Origin of the sequence: Nocardia sp. CA-145437, assembly GCF_050956485.1 — a bacterium.
Classification (GTDB): Bacteria; Actinomycetota; Actinomycetes; order Mycobacteriales; family Mycobacteriaceae; genus Nocardia.
The window spans coordinates 5,108,087-5,125,113 of the sequence record NZ_CP191204.1 but is presented as its reverse complement, the minus strand read 5'-3'; the positions used below and the strand labels follow the sequence as shown (position 1 = coordinate 5,125,113).

16 protein-coding genes are annotated in these 17,027 nt (G+C 70.1%); 11 read left to right on the top strand and 5 right to left on the bottom strand.

Annotated features, from left to right (window positions below; all coding sequences use genetic code 11):
- Positions 1-6: 6 nt before the first annotated feature.
- The 8 genes from ACQPYY_RS23885 to ACQPYY_RS23850 all read left to right on the top strand — a co-directional run bounded on the left by ACQPYY_RS23885 (position 7) and on the right by ACQPYY_RS23850 (position 7,372).
- The gene (locus ACQPYY_RS23885) at positions 7-1,011 is read left to right on the top strand and encodes a peptidase MA family metallohydrolase (RefSeq protein WP_433591052.1); all 1,005 of its coding nucleotides are present in this window, start codon (positions 7-9) and stop codon (positions 1,009-1,011) included.
- A 35-nt stretch (positions 1,012-1,046) separates the two neighbouring features.
- Entirely contained in the window at positions 1,047-2,204 is a 1,158-nt protein-coding gene (locus ACQPYY_RS23880) for a glycosyltransferase family 4 protein (protein ID WP_433591051.1), read from the top strand.
- A gap of 140 nt (positions 2,205-2,344) precedes the next feature.
- Positions 2,345-2,737 (top strand): polyketide cyclase / dehydrase and lipid transport, encoded by a 393-nt coding sequence (locus ACQPYY_RS23875; protein WP_357094963.1) that lies wholly within the window; start codon positions 2,345-2,347, stop codon positions 2,735-2,737.
- 19 nt (positions 2,738-2,756) lie between these two features.
- The gene (locus ACQPYY_RS23870) at positions 2,757-3,194 is read left to right on the top strand and encodes an SRPBCC family protein (protein ID WP_357286651.1); all 438 of its coding nucleotides are present in this window, start codon (positions 2,757-2,759) and stop codon (positions 3,192-3,194) included.
- Positions 3,191-4,582, top strand: coding sequence for an ArsA family ATPase (locus ACQPYY_RS23865; protein ID WP_379106668.1), 1,392 nt, complete (start codon positions 3,191-3,193; stop codon positions 4,580-4,582). The genes ACQPYY_RS23870 and ACQPYY_RS23865 overlap by 4 nt, the downstream gene beginning before the upstream one ends.
- On the top strand, positions 4,579-5,472 hold the full coding sequence (locus tag ACQPYY_RS23860; RefSeq protein WP_433591050.1) for a hypothetical protein: 894 nt from the start codon (positions 4,579-4,581) through the stop codon (positions 5,470-5,472). The genes ACQPYY_RS23865 and ACQPYY_RS23860 overlap by 4 nt, the downstream gene beginning before the upstream one ends.
- Entirely contained in the window at positions 5,469-6,473 is a 1,005-nt protein-coding gene (locus tag ACQPYY_RS23855) for an ROK family glucokinase (protein ID WP_433591049.1), read from the top strand. Before ACQPYY_RS23860 ends, ACQPYY_RS23855 begins: the two co-directional genes overlap by 4 nt.
- A gap of 173 nt (positions 6,474-6,646) precedes the next feature.
- Positions 6,647-7,372 (top strand): lysophospholipid acyltransferase family protein, encoded by a 726-nt coding sequence (locus ACQPYY_RS23850; protein WP_357094972.1) that lies wholly within the window; start codon positions 6,647-6,649, stop codon positions 7,370-7,372.
- A 75-nt stretch (positions 7,373-7,447) separates the two neighbouring features.
- On the opposite strand, the gene ACQPYY_RS23845 is transcribed toward ACQPYY_RS23850, so the two are convergent.
- A complete protein-coding gene (locus ACQPYY_RS23845) occupies positions 7,448-7,945 on the bottom strand; it encodes a polyadenylate-specific 3'-exoribonuclease AS (RefSeq protein WP_433591048.1) in 498 nt (165 codons plus the stop codon).
- A 399-nt stretch (positions 7,946-8,344) separates the two neighbouring features.
- On the opposite strand from ACQPYY_RS23845, the gene ACQPYY_RS23840 reads away from it, so the two are divergent.
- Complete coding sequence (locus tag ACQPYY_RS23840) at positions 8,345-8,536, top strand: HNH endonuclease (protein ID WP_433591047.1); 192 nt, start codon at positions 8,345-8,347, stop codon at positions 8,534-8,536.
- Between the two features lie 169 nt (positions 8,537-8,705).
- Positions 8,706-10,094 (top strand): class II 3-deoxy-7-phosphoheptulonate synthase, encoded by a 1,389-nt coding sequence (locus tag ACQPYY_RS23835; RefSeq protein WP_357094978.1) that lies wholly within the window; start codon positions 8,706-8,708, stop codon positions 10,092-10,094.
- A gap of 93 nt (positions 10,095-10,187) precedes the next feature.
- On the opposite strand, the gene pknB is transcribed toward ACQPYY_RS23835, so the two are convergent.
- On the bottom strand, positions 10,188-12,215 hold the full coding sequence (pknB, locus tag ACQPYY_RS23830; RefSeq protein WP_433591046.1) for a Stk1 family PASTA domain-containing Ser/Thr kinase: 2,028 nt from the start codon (positions 12,213-12,215) through the stop codon (positions 10,188-10,190).
- Between the two features lie 108 nt (positions 12,216-12,323).
- Between pknB and ACQPYY_RS23825 the strand changes: the two genes are divergently transcribed.
- Positions 12,324-12,692 carry an Rv2175c family DNA-binding protein gene (locus ACQPYY_RS23825; protein ID WP_433591045.1) on the top strand — a complete coding sequence of 123 codons (369 nt, stop codon included), beginning with the start codon at positions 12,324-12,326 and terminating at the stop codon, positions 12,690-12,692.
- A 22-nt stretch (positions 12,693-12,714) separates the two neighbouring features.
- On the opposite strand, the gene ACQPYY_RS23820 is transcribed toward ACQPYY_RS23825, so the two are convergent.
- From ACQPYY_RS23820 to crtI, 3 genes are all read right to left on the bottom strand, one after another.
- Positions 12,715-13,632, bottom strand: a complete 918-nt coding sequence (locus tag ACQPYY_RS23820) for a phytoene/squalene synthase family protein (RefSeq protein ID WP_433591044.1) — start codon at positions 13,630-13,632, stop codon at positions 12,715-12,717.
- Positions 13,632-15,296: an alpha-(1->6)-mannopyranosyltransferase A gene (locus ACQPYY_RS23815; RefSeq protein WP_433594718.1), complete on the bottom strand. Its 1,665-nt coding sequence runs from the start codon at positions 15,294-15,296 to the stop codon at positions 13,632-13,634. Before ACQPYY_RS23815 ends, ACQPYY_RS23820 begins: the two co-directional genes overlap by 1 nt.
- 78 nt (positions 15,297-15,374) lie before the next feature.
- Entirely contained in the window at positions 15,375-16,988 is a 1,614-nt protein-coding gene (crtI, locus tag ACQPYY_RS23810) for a phytoene desaturase family protein (protein ID WP_433591043.1), read from the bottom strand.
- Positions 16,989-17,027: the final 39 nt, after the last annotated feature.

The window sequence follows — 17,027 nt, the reverse complement described above, 5'->3', positions numbered from 1 at the left end:
GCGGCGATGAGCGCTCTGCGGCAGGTCCGCGGCTGGCTGTCGGCGAAACGGCGGTTCCAGTTCGTGCTCACCCTGGTCATGGTCAGCGCCCTGACCGCCGCGTGCGGCGCGCTGCTCATGCTGCCGAACTCGGTGCTGCCGACGCTGCGCGCCGTGGTGCCGGGCCAGGACGCGAGCCAGGCCACCGATCCGCAGGTGCCGCTGGTGAAGCGGTCCATGGACGCCTACGGGAAGGTGGTCGCCGAACCGGTGCCGACCGGATCGGGCCGAACCGGCATCGTGCTCGGCCATCCGGGCCAGCGCGCCGATCTCGATGTGCTGGCGAGCGAACTCGCGGCATCCACCGCGGCGGTCTCCGCGCTGTGGGGTCAGGACTGGAATCGGGCGCCGGTCGTGGTGGTCGCCTCCAGTCCTTCGGAATTCGCGGCGCTGACCCGCGCCACCGGTGACGTGCCCGCCGAGGTCGCCGCCTCCACCATCGCCGACCCGTACCGGCCCGGTACGCAATTGACCGGGCAGCGCGTGGTTTTCGGGCCCGACGCCGGACGCCGGCTGGGCGCGGACGGCCTGCGCTCGGTGCTGCGTCACGAACTCACCCACATGGCCAGCCGTGCGGTGACCGTCGACGGTTCGCCGATGTGGATGCTCGAGGGTTTCGCCGAGTATTCGGCGCACCGCGGCATGCGCCACCCGATCGCCCAGATCGCCCCGACCCTCACCGCCCGCGCCCGCGCCGGCGACCTGCCCGCCGATCTCCCCGCCGACGCGATGTTCGAACCGTCCAGCGGCAAGGCCTCGCTCGCCTACGAACAGGGCTGGTCCGCCTGCGCTTTCATCGCCGACCGCTACGGCGATCAGACCCTGGTCGAGCTGTACCGGCAGCTGGCTTCCGGGCCGAAGGACCGGGCCGCCGTGGAAGCCGTGCTGCGCGACTCGCTCGGCACGACCTCTGCCGACCTGGTCGGCCAGTGGCGTGCCTGGCTCACCAGCCGTACGACCGAGGGCGCGTAAAGCCGCCTGATCCGCGGGTGCAGTAGGTTTGTGGCATGGGGCGAACTCTGCTGGTTACCAATGATTTCCCGCCGCGACCCGGCGGGATTCAGTCGTATCTGCACGCGCTCGCCCTGCAGCTGCCCGCCGACGAGCTGGTGGTGTACGCGCCGCGCTGGAAGGGCGACAGCCACTGGAAGTTCGACGCGCAGCAGCCGTTCCAGGTGGTGCGGCATCCCACGACACTGATGCTGCCGACGCCGCTGGTCGCGCGCCGGGCCAGGAAACTCCTACGCGACGAGCAGTGCGACCGGGTGTGGTTCGGGGCGGCGGCGCCGCTGGCGCTGATGTCTCCGGTGTTGCGCAAGGCCGGGGCCGAACGGATTCTCGCCTCCACCCACGGCCACGAGGTGGGCTGGTCGATGCTGCCCGGCGCGCGGCAGGCGCTGCGCGTCATCGGCGATCACACCGATGTCGTCACCTATGTCAGCAAGTACACGCGGCGGCGGTTCGCGGCGGCGTTCGGGGCGCAGTCGGCGCTCGAATACCTGCCGCCCGCCGTGGATGCCGAGGTGTTCAAGCCGGATCCGGCCGCGCGTGCCGAACTGCGGGCGCGCTATGGGCTGGGGGACCGGCCGACCATCCTGTGCCTGTCGCGGCTGGTGCCGCGCAAGGGCCAGGATGCGCTGATCGCGGCCATGCCCGACATCCGCAAGCGGGTCAAGGGCGCGGTGCTGGTGATCGCGGGCGGCGGACCGTACGAGCAGAAGCTGCGCGAACTGGTCGCGGCCCTGGGCGTTTCCGACAGTGTGGTGTTCACCGGCCGGGTGCCGTCGCAGGAGCTGGCCGCCCACCACACCATCGCCGACGTGTTCGCCATGCCCTGCCGGACCCGGGGCGCCGGCCTGGACGTCGAGGGTCTGGGCATCGTGTTCCTGGAGGCCTCGGCCACGGGAGTGCCGGTGATCGCGGGCAATTCGGGCGGTGCGCCCGAGACCGTGCGTGAGGGCGAGACCGGCCGGGTGGTCAACGGCCGCAAGCTGGAGTCGCTCGCCGACGCCATCGTCGACATCCTCTCCGACCGCGACGCGGCGGCCGCCATGGGCGCGGCGGGCCGCGCCTGGGTGCAGCAGCAGTGGCGCTGGGACCTGATGGGTCAGCGACTACAGCAGCTGCTGGACCCGAACCATGCAGCGATGGGTACTGGGCGCTGAGGCCGCACCAGAAGGTTCGCGGCCGTCTCGATTCTGGACTGACGGAGCGGGGGAGCGAAGCGGAGGAGCGGAGGAGGGAAGAATCGAGACTTCGGGGCCGCGAACCCGCCCGGAGCGAAGCGTAGGGCAAGATAAGCACTGTGAGCAGTATCCAGGTTGCCGATATGACTTTCATCGCCGCGCCGGGCGAGGCCGTCGCCGAGATCTTGGCTGATCGCGGGCGCTGGCGTCAGTGGTGGCCGGACCTGCAATTGGACGTGCGGGAAGATCGGGGCGACAAGGGAATCCGGTGGACCGTCAGCGGGGGCGCCGAGGGCACCATGGAACTCTGGCTCGAGCCGATGCTGGACGGCGTCCTCATGCATTACTTCATGCACGCCGAACCGCGCGGCGGCGTCGCCGGTATGTCCGGGCGTGACCTGCTGGCGCTCAACCGCACCCGCCGGGTGGCGGGCAAGGTCATGTCGTTCGAGATCAAGGCCCGCCTGGAGGCGGGGCGCAAGGCCGGGGTCGCGCCCGCGGCCGCTCACTAGAAAGGAAGCGTTGCCGCCCATGGCCGATCGAACTCAGCGGTCGATCGTGATCGACGCCCCCTCGGACCGAGTGATGGCCGTCATCGCCGACCTGGAGTCGTATCCGGAATGGGTCTCCGCGGCCCGCTCGGTCGAGGTCCTCGACAAACTACCCGACGGCCGGGCCCGCACCGCGCGCTTCGTGCTGGACGCCGGGGTCGTCAAGGACACCTACACACTGGCCTACACCTGGCGGCCCGACGGCCGCGCGGTCAGCTGGAGCCTGGTCGCCGGGGAACTGCAGAAGGCGCAGGACGGCACCTACGAACTGATCGCCCTGCCCGACGGCACCACCCAGGTGGTCTACGAGCTGACCGTCGACCTGAACATCCCGATGATCGGCATGTTCAAACGCAAGGCGGAGAAGGTCATCACCGACACCGCCCTCAAGGAACTCAAGAAACGGGTCGAAGGCTGACCGCCGGCGGTACCGAACGCCCGACCCGCCCCGCCGCCCGAGTCGAGCTGTTCATCGGCAAGGGCGGCGTCGGAAAGACCACCCTCGCCTGCGCGACCGCGATCGCCTACGCGCGGACCGGGCGGCGGGTGCTGCTGGCCTCCCTCGATCAGGCGCACTCCCTGGGCGACGCGCTCGGCTACCGGCTGCGGCACGGCGCGAAACCGGCGGTGGCCAGCGTGCCGCTGCCCGTGTTCGCCACGGCCGCACCGGATCTCGCGAGCGACCCCGAGGCCACCGATCCGGGGCTGCCGGTGGTCGGGTCCGCCGCCGCGCCGACCCTCGATGTCATCGAGGTGGATTCGCTGGCGCTGCTGGAGGATCGGTTCCGGCAGGTGCTGATGATGGCCTCCGGCGCCGGGCACGAGCACGGATTCGATCTGGGCGCACTGGATCCCGCCGAACTCACCGGGCTGCCCGGGGTGCAGGAACTGCTGGCGCTGCTGGAGATCACGCAGTTCGCCAAGGACAAGCGGTGGGACGTGATCGTGCTGGACTGCCCGCCCTCGGCGGACATGCTGCGCATCGTCACCGCCCCCGACACCCTGCTCGGCTACCTGGAACGGGTGTGGCCCGCGCACTCTCGCACCATGGAGGCCATCGGCGCCGACTTCCGCAAGGCGGTGCTGGCGGTGACCGTCGAGCAGATCGTGGAGGCGGTGACCGAAGCCCGTGACCTGCTGGCGGATCGGACCCGCACCGGCGCGCGCCTGGTGACCGTCGCAGAACAGGTGGCGGTGGCCGAATCGGCGCGGGTGCGCTCGGCCGCCGCCCTGCTGGGCCTGCGCCTGGACGCGGTGCTGGTCAACAAGGTGCTGCCGGAGATGCCGGGGCCGCATCCGGCCGCGCCGCCGCATCCGGCCGTGCAGTGGTACTTCAACCGGCGCGGTGAGCAACTCGACGTGGTGACCGAACTGCGCAAGCGGCTGCGCGAGGTTCCGGTGCAGGTGGTGGGGCATGCCGGGACCGAACCGGTGGGGTTGGGCTCGCTGGCCGCACTGTCCTACGCGGTGGACGCGAGTGGTAACTGGGTGGGATGGCGTCCGGTCCCTATGCTTGGCACAGATGCGGACGGGGCGCCGCCCGTCGCCGCCGAACCGGTGGTCAGGCTCGAGTCCGGGGCGGGGGTGGCTTCGGTGTTCGCGATGCGCATGCATCTGCCGGTGGTCGATGCGTCGACGCTGCGGCTGGGACGAGTGGAGGACGATTTGATCGTGGGAGCGGACGGGGTCCGGCGGCGATTGCGGCTGGCCCCGGTATTGCGGCGGTGCACGGTCGACGCCGCCGAACTCGACGGCGACCACCTGGTGATCCGCTTCCGGCCCGACCCGCAGGTCTGGCCGAAATGACGACCACGCACCACCCGCGCCCCGGCCAACCGGACGAGAACCTCGGCGAATTCGCCGAGGAGCTACGGCTGCTCGCCGAAGCCCTGCTCGAACGCGTGGAACCGGTGCTGCGCCGCACCGCCTCCGACGGGCGCACCGAATGGTCCAGTTGCAGTTGGTGCCCGGTGTGCGCGGCCGCCGCGATCGTGCGCGGCGAGCACCACGACGTGGTGGCCGCCATCGCCGAACACGGCACCGCCATCGTGACCGTGCTGCGCGAGGCGCTCGCGGGGGTGCCGGTGGACCCGGTGATCCCGCCGGATCTGGATCCGGAATCGCCGGAATATCAAGCCTGGCATCGGTATTCGCACGGGGCCGGAACCGGGTCCGGCGCAGGCGATCGGCCGTTCGCCGACGCCTACGCGAACGCCCGCGGCGAACACGACGAGAAGGACGGGCCGGGCGAGGGATCCGAGTCCACGGCGAGCGCAGCCGAATCCGCCGGCCACCACGGCGCGGCCGCGAACCTCGCGGCGGTGTTCGCGCGCTTCGTCGCGGGCGCGCAGGGTCGTGCCGCGGCTCGCGTCCGGGCCCCCCACAACGACGACCAGTCCGACGAACCGATGGGGCCGGGCCCCGGTGCCGCGCGCCGACCCGAGGACCCGGACCCGGTGTCGGGCACGGGCTTTCGCGCCGCGAACGGTGCGGACGATCGGGTCGGGCCCGCGGCGCAACCGTTCGGGCCGCCGGTGGCGCGCCCCGCCGACGACCCCGGCCGATCGGCTGACGCGGGCGGGCCCGCCGCGGGACCGTCCGGTCGTGAAGCCTCCGCGCCCGGCCGCGCCGCGCAGACCGGGCGGCGGCCGACACGCGGCAAGTATGTGCCCATCGACATAACCATCAAGGCATGACGGGCGGTGTGGATGTGCCGTTGACCGTGGGTATCGATGTGGGCGGCACCAATATTCGGGCGTCGGTGGTGGACGGTGCGGGCGAAGTCCTCGACACCGTCACCGCGCCGACCCCGCATTCGGCGCGCGCCCTGGAGGACGGCCTGGCCCGCGCGGTGCACGAACTGCGCGGCCGCCACGCCATCGGCGCGGTCGGGCTGGCGGTGGCGGGTTTCGTCGACGAGGACCGCGCCACCGTGCGTTTCGCCCCGCATCTGCCGTGGGAGGACGCCCCGGTCGCGCAGCGGCTCACCGATCGGCTCGGCCTGCCGGTGATCCTGGAGCACGACGCCAATGCCGCGCTGTGGGCGGAGTACCGGTTCGGCGCGGCGGCGGGCGGGCGCAATGTGGTGCTGGTGGCCATCGGCACCGGGATCGGCGCGGCTCTCTTGATCAACGGCCAGCTGTATCGCGGAAGCTACGGCGTCGCACCGGAACTCGGGCATCTGCAGGTCGTCCCGAACGGCCGGGCCTGCGCGTGCGGCAAGCGTGGCTGCTGGGAACGGTATTGCAGCGGAACCGCTCTGGTGGACACCGCCCTGGAACTGCTGGCCACCGACCCGCAGCGTTCCACGGTGCTGGCGCGCGAGGCGGGCCGGGACCCGGGCTCGCTGACCGGTCGCCGGGTGGCGGGCGCGGCCCAGGACGGCGACCCGGTCGCCCTCGAGGTGATGGCGGACTTCGCGCGCTGGCTCGGCCTGGGCCTGGCCTTCGTGAGCGACATCTTCGACCCGGACCTGATCGTGGTGGCCGGCGGCGTCAGCAGTTCGGCCCCGCTGTTCCTCGACGAGGCCCGCGAGCACTACGCCGGTTCCATCACCGGCGCCCGCCACCGCCGCCTGGCCCGTATCCGCACCGCCCAATTGGGTGAGGCCGCGGGCATGATCGGCGCGGCGGAACTGGCGCGCGCGGCGGTGCTCGCGAAGTCCGCCGCCGTGCCGGTCGCGCCGGCTCGCCGCTGATCCGTACCTGCTCACCGGGTTCCGTATTCCGGAGCATGGGACGTTCGTCCCGACATTGGAGAATCCGGTCACCACGGTTGGTTGCTCTCAGGTCTCAGCGGTAGGGTAGGCAAGCGAGTGTGGTGCCCGCAATGAGGCCGGTCCCGGGTATCGAAAACAGGGGAAAGGACGCAATGTTCTACTGGCTGCTGAAGTTCGTCTTGGTAGGGCCGCTGATGCATCTCATCAACCGGCCCGAGGTCGAGGGCGTCGAGAACATTCCCCCGAAGGGTGCGGCCATTCTGGCCGGCAACCACCTGTCGTTCACCGACTGGCTGTTCACCCCGCTGATGAGCCCTCGCCGGATCACCTACCTGGCCAAGGCCGAATACTTCACCACCCCCGGTCTCAAGGGTCGGCTGCAGAAGTTCTTCTTCTCCGGCACCGGCCAGTACCCCATCGATCGTTCCGGTGCGGACGCCGCCGAGTCGGCGCTCAACACCGCGCGCAAGCTGCTCGGTGAGGGCCGCCTGGTCGGCCTGTACCCCGAGGGCACTCGTTCGCCCGACGGCCGCCTCTACAAGGGCAAGACCGGTGTGGCACGCCTCGCCCTGGAGACCGGAGTGCCGGTGATCCCGGTCGCCCTGATCGGCACCGACGAGGTGTGCCCGCCCGGTCCGTTCCGCTGGCGGCCGCGCAAGGTGACCGTGAAGTTCGGTGCGCCCATCGACTTCTCGCGCTACGAGGGCATGGGCGGCAACCGCTTCGTCGAGCGCGCCGTCACCGACGAGATCATGTACGAGCTGATGCGGATGGGCGACCAGGAGTACGTGGACGTCTACGCCGCGAGCCTGAAGAAGGGCGTGCCCTCGGGCAGCCGCCCCGACGCCGACCGCGTCCCGGAGACCCTGGCGAGCTAGTCCCGTCGGCTGGAACCGGAAAAGGCCCCGGGAGACCAAGTCTCCCGGGGCCTTTCGTCTGCCCGGTATCGCGGCTCAGACCGCTTGCAGGCGCCGGTGGGCTTCGATGGCCTCGAACTTCGCGAGGTTGTGGCGGGCGTCGGCCAGCGCGTCGTGCGCGTCCTTCGGCACCGGCGGCAGCGGCGGGCGGCCGTGCTGATCCCAGTGCTGGCGCAGTTCGTTGGTGTAGCGGGGCAGCGCGTTGGGCAGGTCGACCATGGAACCCCACAGCTGGCACAGTGCGACGTGGTCGTAGGCGCCGACCCAGGCCCACAGTTCGGGTTCCACGCCGGGGCGCGGGACCAGGAACTTGTAGAGGTCGTCGCGGATGCGCTGACGCGAACGCCACAGCGGCGAGGACGGGGGCGGGAGTTTCGGCAGTACGTTCCGCCGGACGAAAGGACCTGCTTTGTCGGCGTTGAATTCGTTCGAGATCGCATAGAATTCGCGGCCATCCTCGCAGACCACTGCGATGGACACCAGGTCTATTACGACCCCATCCTCAATGAATTCGGAATCGTAAAAATACCTCACAAGCGAGAGTCCTTTCGGGTAACTTGAGGATCGGTGCGATAAATCGATTTCGGGGGTGTTCAGTTGGAATCATTGTGCATTGTTTCCGGTTGCTCTCGACCGGTGGGGAAGCGTTACTCGCGCGGCATGTGTCATCACCATTATGTCAAGAAGCTTCAAGAGGTTTATCCCCGCTGCTCGGTTTCGGGTTGTGAGCGCCCGGCCATCCTCAAGAGTGGAGTCTGCCCTCCTCATCAGAGGCAGATCCGCCGGTGGGGTTCGGTCGAGGCTGCGCCGGGGCGCGGCGCTCCGGGTCGACGTCGCAAAAGCACGCACGACGGTCGTAGTCGCATTACTTCTTTCGGGTATCGGCTGCTCAGACTTCCGGAGGGTGGTTGGGTTCTGGAGCATCGCTTGGTTATGGAGCAGGTGCTCGGAAGGAAGCTCTATCGAGGCGAAAACGTGCACCATATCAATGGTGACAAGATCGACAATCGGCCCGAGAATTTGGAACTGTGGATCACCGGTCAACCGATTGGGCAGCGAGTCGAGGATATGCTCGATTGGGCGCGCGAGATTATCGCCCGGTATGACCCGGAAGCGGAACGCTGACAAGGCTTCCGGTGGCAACCTTCGGAGGTCCTTCCGCTCGTCAACGCGTATCAATCGGTCACCTCGACTCTGTCTGTTCCGGTCGAACTGTACGGGTCCGGTAACGGGTGAGAGGACCCCAGCCCTGGGTGTGCTTCGCCCGAACAAGAGCGATCCGTATTCTGAAACCGTGAACTGGACCGTCGACGTACCGATCGATCGCTTGCCGGAACTTCCTCCGCTGCCTGACGAGCTCCGTCGGCGTCTCGACGAGGCGCTCGCCCGACCGGCCCTGCAGCAGCCGTCCTGGGATCCCGAGCAGGCCGAGAAGATGCGCACCGTCCTCGAGAGCGTGCCGCCGATCTGCGTGCCCGCCGAGGTCGAGGAACTGCGCCTACGCTTAGCCGAGGTAGCGCGCGGCGAGGCTTTCCTCATGCAGGGTGGTGACTGCGCGGAGACCTTCGCCGACAACACCGAACCCCACATCCGCGGCAATATCCGCACCCTGCTGCAGATGGCGGTGGTGCTCACCTACGGCGCGAGCCTGCCCGTGGTGAAGGTGGCCCGCATCGCGGGCCAGTACGCCAAACCCCGTTCCGCCGACGTCGATTCGCTGGGCCTCAAGTCCTACCGCGGCGACATGGTGAACTCGCTGGTCGCCGACGCCGGGCTGCGCGAGCACGACCCGTCACGCCTGGTCCGCGCCTACGCCAACGCCTCCGCGGCGATGAACCTGGTGCGTTCGCTGACCTCGGCCGGAATGGCCGATCTGCACAAGGTGCACGACTGGAACCGCGAGTTCGTGGCGCAGTCCCCGGCCGGGGCCCGCTACGAGCAGATGGCCACCGAGATCGACCGCGCGCTGGCGTTCATGAAGGCCTGCCGGGTCAACGACCCGAACCTGTCCAGCGCCCGCCTCTACGCCAGCCACGAGGCGCTGGTGCTCGACTACGAGCGGGCCATGCTGCGCCTGAGCGAGCACCCCGTCACCGGGGAGCCGGTGCTCTACGACCTGTCGGCGCACTTCCTGTGGATCGGTGAGCGCACCCGTCAGCTCGACGGCGCGCACGTCGGGTTCGCCGAGCTGATCGCCAACCCGATCGGCCTCAAGATCGGCCCGAGCACCACGCCGCAGCAGGCCGTGGAGTACGTCGAGCGCCTGGACCCCAACAACGAGCCCGGCCGGCTGACCATCGTGGCCCGCATGGGCAACCAGAAGGTCCGCGACGTGCTGCCCCCGATCATCGAGAAGGTGCAGGCCACCGGCCACCAGGTGATCTGGCAGTGCGACCCCATGCACGGCAACACCCACGAGGCGTCCACCGGTTACAAGACCCGCCACTTCGACCGCATCGTCGACGAGGTGCAGGGCTTCTTCGAGGTGCACCACGCGCTGGGCACCCACCCGGGCGGCCTGCACATCGAGCTCACCGGTGAGAACGTGACCGAATGCCTCGGCGGCGCGCAGGACATCTCGGACCTCAACCTGGAGGAGCGCTACGAGACCGCGTGCGACCCGCGCCTGAACACCCAGCAGTCCCTCGAACTGGCCTTCCTGGTCGCGGAGATGCTGCGCTAGAGGGCGGATGTACGAAATGAGCCCGGACCGCGAAAGCGGTTCGGGCTCCTTCGTTTTCCGAGCTCTATGAGTGCTGTCGTGCGCTACGAGCGGTTACGGTATCGCCACGATGGTGACGGTGGAACCGGGTTCGACCGCGTCGCCGGGGGCGATGCTCTGCGAGATGACGATCGAGCTGTCATTGCTGGCCAGCTGCCGCACGGTGACCGACAGCCCCATTTGCTGGAGCTTGCCGCGCGCGGTACCGACATTGGCGCCCAGCAGATTCGGCATGTCGAGGGCGCTGTTGACGATGAGGACCACGCCGGTGCCGGATTCGGCGCTGGTGCCCGCGGCCGGATCGGTGCCGATCACCTGACCGGACTTGATCTTCGGATCGAACTGCTCGCGAGTGGAGCTGACGGTCAGCCCGGCCTTCTGCAGGGCGATCTTGGCCTCCTCCTGCGTCTTGCCGCGCAGGTCCGGCACCTTCACGGGCAGGGATCCCTTGCTGCGGTAGACCTTCACCTGGCCGTTGGCCGGGAGGACGGTGCCGGGCGCCGGATCCACCTTGGCGAGCGAGCCTTTCGGTGCGCTACTGCCCACTTCGCCCGCGTCCACGGGGGTGAGCCCGGCGTCTCTGATGGCCTTGTTGACCGAGCTGACGTCCTGGCCGGGGCTCACGTCCGGAACCTTCGGCTTGCCGCTGGAGACCAGCACCGCGACCAGGGAGCCCTTGGTGACGCGGGTGCCGGCGGGCGGATCGGTGCCGACCACATTGCCGACCGGGATCATGTCGGAGGGCTTGTTGCGGGTCTCGGTGGTGAAGCCCGCGTCCTGGAGCGTGGAGACCGCTTTCTGGGTGTCCATGCCGGCGATCGTGGGCACCGGCGAATAGCGCCCGACGCCCAGCCACCAGCCGCCGATGCCCAGCAGCACCGCCAGCGCGACCACGATGCTCAGCCACACGACGACCCGGCGCCGCGACTTGCCGCGATCCTCGATCAGATCCGAGCCGGGGTGCTGGGGGCCCGGCGGCGGGGCGTAGTCGTGCTGCCGGTACTCGGCCGGGATCTCGCGCGCCGCGGTCATGACCCGGGTGTGCTGGGGCTGCTGGGGTGGCGCGAACACGGTCGGCGGGTCGGCCGGGAGCCTCGTGGTGGCATCGGCCTGGAACCGGGTGGTCTGGTCCGCCGCGCCCGGAATCGGCCGCGACGGGGGATGCACGGGGCCGCGCGGGGCGGGCGTGGGCCCGACCCGGTACTTGGCGCTGAGGTGCTCGGCGGATTCGGTCGGCGCGGGCACCCGGTAGTCCGGCAGTTGCAGTTCGCGGGCCACGCGGCGCAGTTCGTCGGCCATCTCGGTGGCGTTGGAGAACCGGTGCATGGGTTCGCGGGCGGTGGCGTGCGCGACCAGTTCGTCGATCTCGGTGGGCACGCCGCCGATCAGGCGGCCGGGCGCGGGCACGTCCTTCTCGACCCGCTGCAGGGCGATCGAGAGCGAGTTGTCGCCGGTGAACGGGGTTCGGCCGGTGAGCATTTCGAAGATCAGGATGCCCGCGGAGTAGACGTCGCTGCGGGCGTCGGCGCTGCCGCTGGTGACCTGCTCGGGGGAGAGGTAGGCGGCGGTGCCGAGAATGACGCTGTCGGAGGTGATCTTGGCCTCGGCGACGGCGCGCACCAGACCGAAGTCGGCGATCTTCACCTCGCCGGAGTCGGAGATGAGCACGTTCTCCGGCTTGATGTCGCGGTGCACCAGCCCGGCCGCGTGGGCCACGCCGATGGCGTAGAGCACGGGTTCGGCGACGGCGCGCACCGCGTGCGGGGGCATGGGGCCGCGTTCGCGCAGCAGTTCGCGCAGGGTGCCGCCCTCGACCAGTTCCATGATGAGGAACGGGTGGTCACCGTCCACGCCCTGGTCGTAGACCGCCACCAGGGAGGGGTGTTTGAGCTTGGCCACCGCTCTCGCCTCGAGTTCGAAGCGGGTGAGGAATTGCGGGTCGGAGGCGAACTTCGGGTCCATCACCTTGATGGCGACCGGTCGGTCCAACCGGGTGTCCACCCCCCGGAACACCATGGACATACCGCCACGCGCGATCGGCGCGTCGATGCGGTAGCGCCCTTCCAGCATCTGGCCGATCAACTGCGACCCTTCCGATTTTCGTCAATGCCGCCCAGCGCGGCTCACCCGATGGTAGCCGCGTCGGGGTGTGATGCGACTGTGGCGACGCGAGAGACTACCGTGGTCGGCGTGAGTGCCTTTCCTTGCAGCGAAGACGTCCTGCCGGATTCGGTGACCCTGATCCCGCTGCCCGACGTGGCCGAGCAGCTGGGCATGGTGGTGACCCGGGTCCATCAGATGCTGCGTGACCATCAGATCATCGCGGTCCGCCGGGACGGTATCGCCGGTGTCCCGAAGGAGTTCTTCGACTCCACCGGCGCTGTCGCCAAGCACCTGACCGGTCTGTTCACGGTCATGCGTGACGGCAAGTACACCGACGAGGAAATCCTCGAGTGGATCTACACCGAGGACGAGACCCTGCCCGGCCGTCCCATCGACGCCATCCACGGGCCGCTGGCCCGCGAAGTGATCCGCCGCGCCGCCGCGGATCCCTTCTGACATAGATCGACCGCGGACGCGGTCAGTTCCCGAGGGGACTGGCCGCGACCAATTCGCGCGCCGCGACCCGGAGCCGGCGATGCTGGGGGACGACCGCGCGGCTCGTGAAGACCGCGTAGTCGGCGCGCTCGATCTCGTCGAGGATGCCGCCGTAGAGCGTGGCCGCCGTCCGGATGGCCGGGCGCACCCGCGGGGCCAGCAGCTCGATGCCGGGGGTCGCGCGACGGTAGACACCCCTGTTGACCGCGATCAGATGGGCGAGCGCACGCCGCACCCGAGGCTCGGTCCGGCCGGATTCGCGGCAGTGGAACAGCAATTCGTCGTCCACGCCGAAGGCCGCCAGTTCGTCGGCGGGCAGGTACACCCGGCCGCGGCCCAGATCCTCGCCGACGTCGCGCAGGAAGTTGGTGAGCTGGAAGGCCTCCCCGAGCGCGGCCGCGGCCGGTTCGGCCTCGGCGACCGGGACGACGGTGCCCAGCACCGGCAGCAGTTGCAGCCCGATGGCGGCCGCCGAGCCGCGCATGTAGTCCTCGAGGTCGCCCATGGTGGGGTAGCGGTCGCGGTATTGGGGCGCGCCCGGAATGTCCATGCGCATGGAGTCGAGGAACACCCAGAAGTGTTCGGCGGCAATCGAGTACCGGCGAATGGTGTCGGAGACCGCGAGCAGCACCCGCTGTTCGCGGCTGTCGCCCGGTGCGGTGGGCGCGTCGGCCAGGCGGGCCCGCAGTTCGTGTTCGATCCGGTCGAGCCGGGCCGCGGATTCGGCGGCGCGGCTGGGCGCGTCGCTCGCGTCGACGGTGTCGTCGACCAGGCGGGCGAACGCGTACAGCGCGTGCACGGCCGGTCTTCGCTCGGGTTCCAGCAGCCGGGTCGCGAGGAAGTAGGTGCGTCCGTGGGCGGCGGCGATGCGGCGGCAGTCGCGGTAGGCGCGGTCCAGCATCACGCGGGGCTGGGCGCGGGCGCGCCGAGCTGATCGGAATGCGGGCGTCCGGCACGCAGTTTCAGCGGATCCACCTTGCACAGCGAGACCGCCGCCACCACGGCGGCGACGATCGCGAGGGTGCCGTGCACATAGTCGGACACGGGTGCGCCGTCGGGCTGGAAGATCAGCATGAGCCAGGTGCACAGCCCGACGAGGACCTGCAATGTCCGGGTGGAGAGCGCGAAGCCCGCGGCCAGGGCCAGCGGCCACGAGTAGTACCAGGGCAGCGCGGCGGGGGACAGGATCACGATGGCCACGAACGCGACCAGAATGCCGAGCACGGCCTCCTTCTCGCTGTTCTTGAACCGCCACCAAGCCCACACCAGGATGGCGACCATGGCGATCGCGCACAGCATGCGCGTCCACGGCAGCACCTTGTCCATCGGCAGCGGCGTCACCCAGGTGACGACGTGGGCCATGATGGTCGGCAGCGAGAGCCAGTTGATGATCTTCTTGGAGCCCGACAGCGCGGTGAGCCAGCCGATCTGGTGATCGCGCAGCCCGGTCGCGACGGTGGCGACGGCGAACACGGCCGCGAACACCGCCACACCCAGCGCGCCGATCTTGGCGAAGGTGCGCAGCGGATGCGGCAGTTCGCCCTCGTGCTGGGCGGCGCGGCGTTCGCGTTCGTGAATCACCCAGATCCACACCAGGAATGGCAGCGCCACGCCCGCGGTCGCCTTCACGGCCACGCCGATGGCGACCACCACGATGCCCGCGGCGTGATGGTGTTCGAGCACCAGCGCGATGCCCGCGGCCATCAGGCCGACCATGAGCATCTCGTTGTGCACGCCGCCGATGAGGTGGACGAGCACCAGCGGGTTGAGCACGGCCAGCCACAGCGCGGTGGTGGGCTTGCCGCCCAGATGCTTGGTCAGGTGCGGGACCGCCCACACCATGAGCGCCAGCCCGGGCAGCATGACCAGCCGCAGCGCGATGGTTCCGGCCACCACGTTGTCGCCGGTGATGGTGGTGATGGCGCGCCCGATGAGCAGGAAGACCGGCCCGTAGGGCGCGGTGGTGGTGGTCCAGACGGGGCTGACATTGTCGAGCAGGACCGCGGCGTTGGCCTTCAACTCCACCGGCCCGTACAGGTACGGGTTGATGTTGTCGCGCAGCATCGCGCCCTGCGCCAGATAGGAGTAGGCGTCGCGGCTGAACATGGGGACCGCGAACAGCAGCGGGAAGGTCCAGACGCCGACGATGCCGCGCAGTTCGTTGAGAGTGACCGCGGCGCCGGGCTGGCCGCCGATCACGATGCGCCCCAGCCGGACCCACGCGGTGATCATGGCGATCACGCCGAGCCACACGAACATCGACGACAGCACCAGGCCGTGCCCGAACCGCAGCCACGACAGGTGCATGACCTCGAGCAGCGGGTCGCTGCGCCGCACGCCGCCCGCGCCGAAGCCGCCGAAGGTGATCAGCAGGGCGCCGAAGAAGCCGAGCGTGGCCGCGTGTCCCTCGGGGGTGCGGGCGAAGTCGGCGGCGTGGCGCACCCGGGTTTGCCAGCTCATCCGGGCGCTCGGAGACGGAGTGTCCGGGTCCGCGGCGTCGGCGGCGCTCGGGGCGCCGGCCGGACGCGTGGCGACAGCGCCGGTGCCGGGGGTGGCTGCGTCCATATCGGGGGTCGGCATAGGCGGTCGTTCCCCCCGGAAAGGTCAGCGGCGGCAGCCGCGTTGGTTCAGGACGCGGTCAGTCTAGTGCGTGTGCGCGGACGCCACCGCCCCGGTGTCGGCGGATCCGATACCGGCATGTCGTACGTCACCCGTGATGCGTGCCGCCGCCAGTCTGCCCGAAAGCAGCACGGTCGGCACGCCGACGCCGGGCACGGTGCCCGAGCCTGCGAGAACGACATTCGCGCGACCGGCCACCAGGTTCCGGGTCCGGAACGGCCCGGTCTGCCGGAACAGGTGCGCGGCCGAGAACGGGGTGCCCGCGAGCATGCCCTTGGCCCGCCAGGTGCGTGGGGTGTCGAGGTGGTCGACCCGGAAGTACCGCGAAATGCCTTGGTAGCCGCGCGTTTCCAGGATCTGGAGCAGTTCGCGCAGGTAGTGCGGGCCGAGTTCGTCCCAGGCCAGTGGCGCGGCATCCAGGTTCGGGCAGGGGGCGAGCAGCGAGAGCGGTTCGTAGCGGACCGTGTCGCGCAGGTGGCCCCCGGCGTCGATGTGCTGTTCGGGGCGGTCGATGTAGAGGGTCGGATCGGTGAGGGCGGGGCGGGTGAGCAGCAGCGACGGGTCGCTCATCAGCGCGCCGCGGCCGCGCCGGGCGGCGATCTCGGCGAAGGTCCGGTCCCACTCCGCGCCGAAGTCGATGGTGTGGTGCGCCTGCACCGGCCAGGCGGCCGCCACCTCGGCGGGAATGGTGCCGTGCGCGACTACCGCGGACGGGGAGGCCCGCAGTCCGCGGCGATGCCGCAGCCCGAACCGGGTCAGCGACCCGATGTCGGCGGTCACCACCAGGGCGTCGCAGTCGAAGACGCGGCCGTCGGCGGTGTGCACGGCGGTGGCGCGGCGGCCCGTGTAGTCGACGCCGATCACCTCGGCGTTCAGTTCGAGGGTCCCGCCGGCGGCGGTGAACGCGCGGCCCAGCGCCGCGGCGATGGCCCGCATGCCGCCCTCGGGGTAGGTGACGCCCAGGCAGGTGTCCATGTACGGGATCGCGCCGTAGACACCGAGCGCCCGGTTCGGAGCCATGCCCGCGAAGAGGGCTTGGAAGCTGAACAGCCGGGCGATGTCCGGATCCCGGATCACGCGACCGACCTGGGGGCCGAGTCGCCCGAAGGCGCCGAGCCGCACGAGCCGCGCCAGTGCGGTCCGCTTCTCCGGAATCCGCACCATGTCCAGGGGCGACTCGAAGTTGGTGTCCATGAACTGCCGGAACTCGGCCTCGTACACGCCTTTCAGCCAGCCGCGCAACCGCCGGTAGCGGCGGGCCGTGGCGGGCCCGCGCACCCGCGCGACTTCTTCGGCCATGCGCTCCTCGTCGGAGTAGACGCCGATGCGGGTGCCGTCGGCGAATCGCGCCCGGTAGGCCGGGGCCATGTCGAGGATCGTCAGGCCGACCGATGCCCGGGTGTGCCCGACCACGCCGAGCGCCTCGTCGATGAGTTCGGGCAGCGTGAGAATCGTCGCCCCGGAGTCGATCTCGTAGTCCGGCCCGCTGTAGGACCCGACCCGTCCGCCGGGGCGGTCATCGCGTTCGAGCACGGTCACCCGCCGCCCGGCCGCCAGCAGGTGCAGCGCCGCGGACAGCCCGGACAGTCCCGCGCCGACCACGACCACCCGATCGGTCGGTCCCGCAACTGTTTTCATGCCACCCTCCTGCGGCCCGTGCTGTCGGTCGGATCCGGC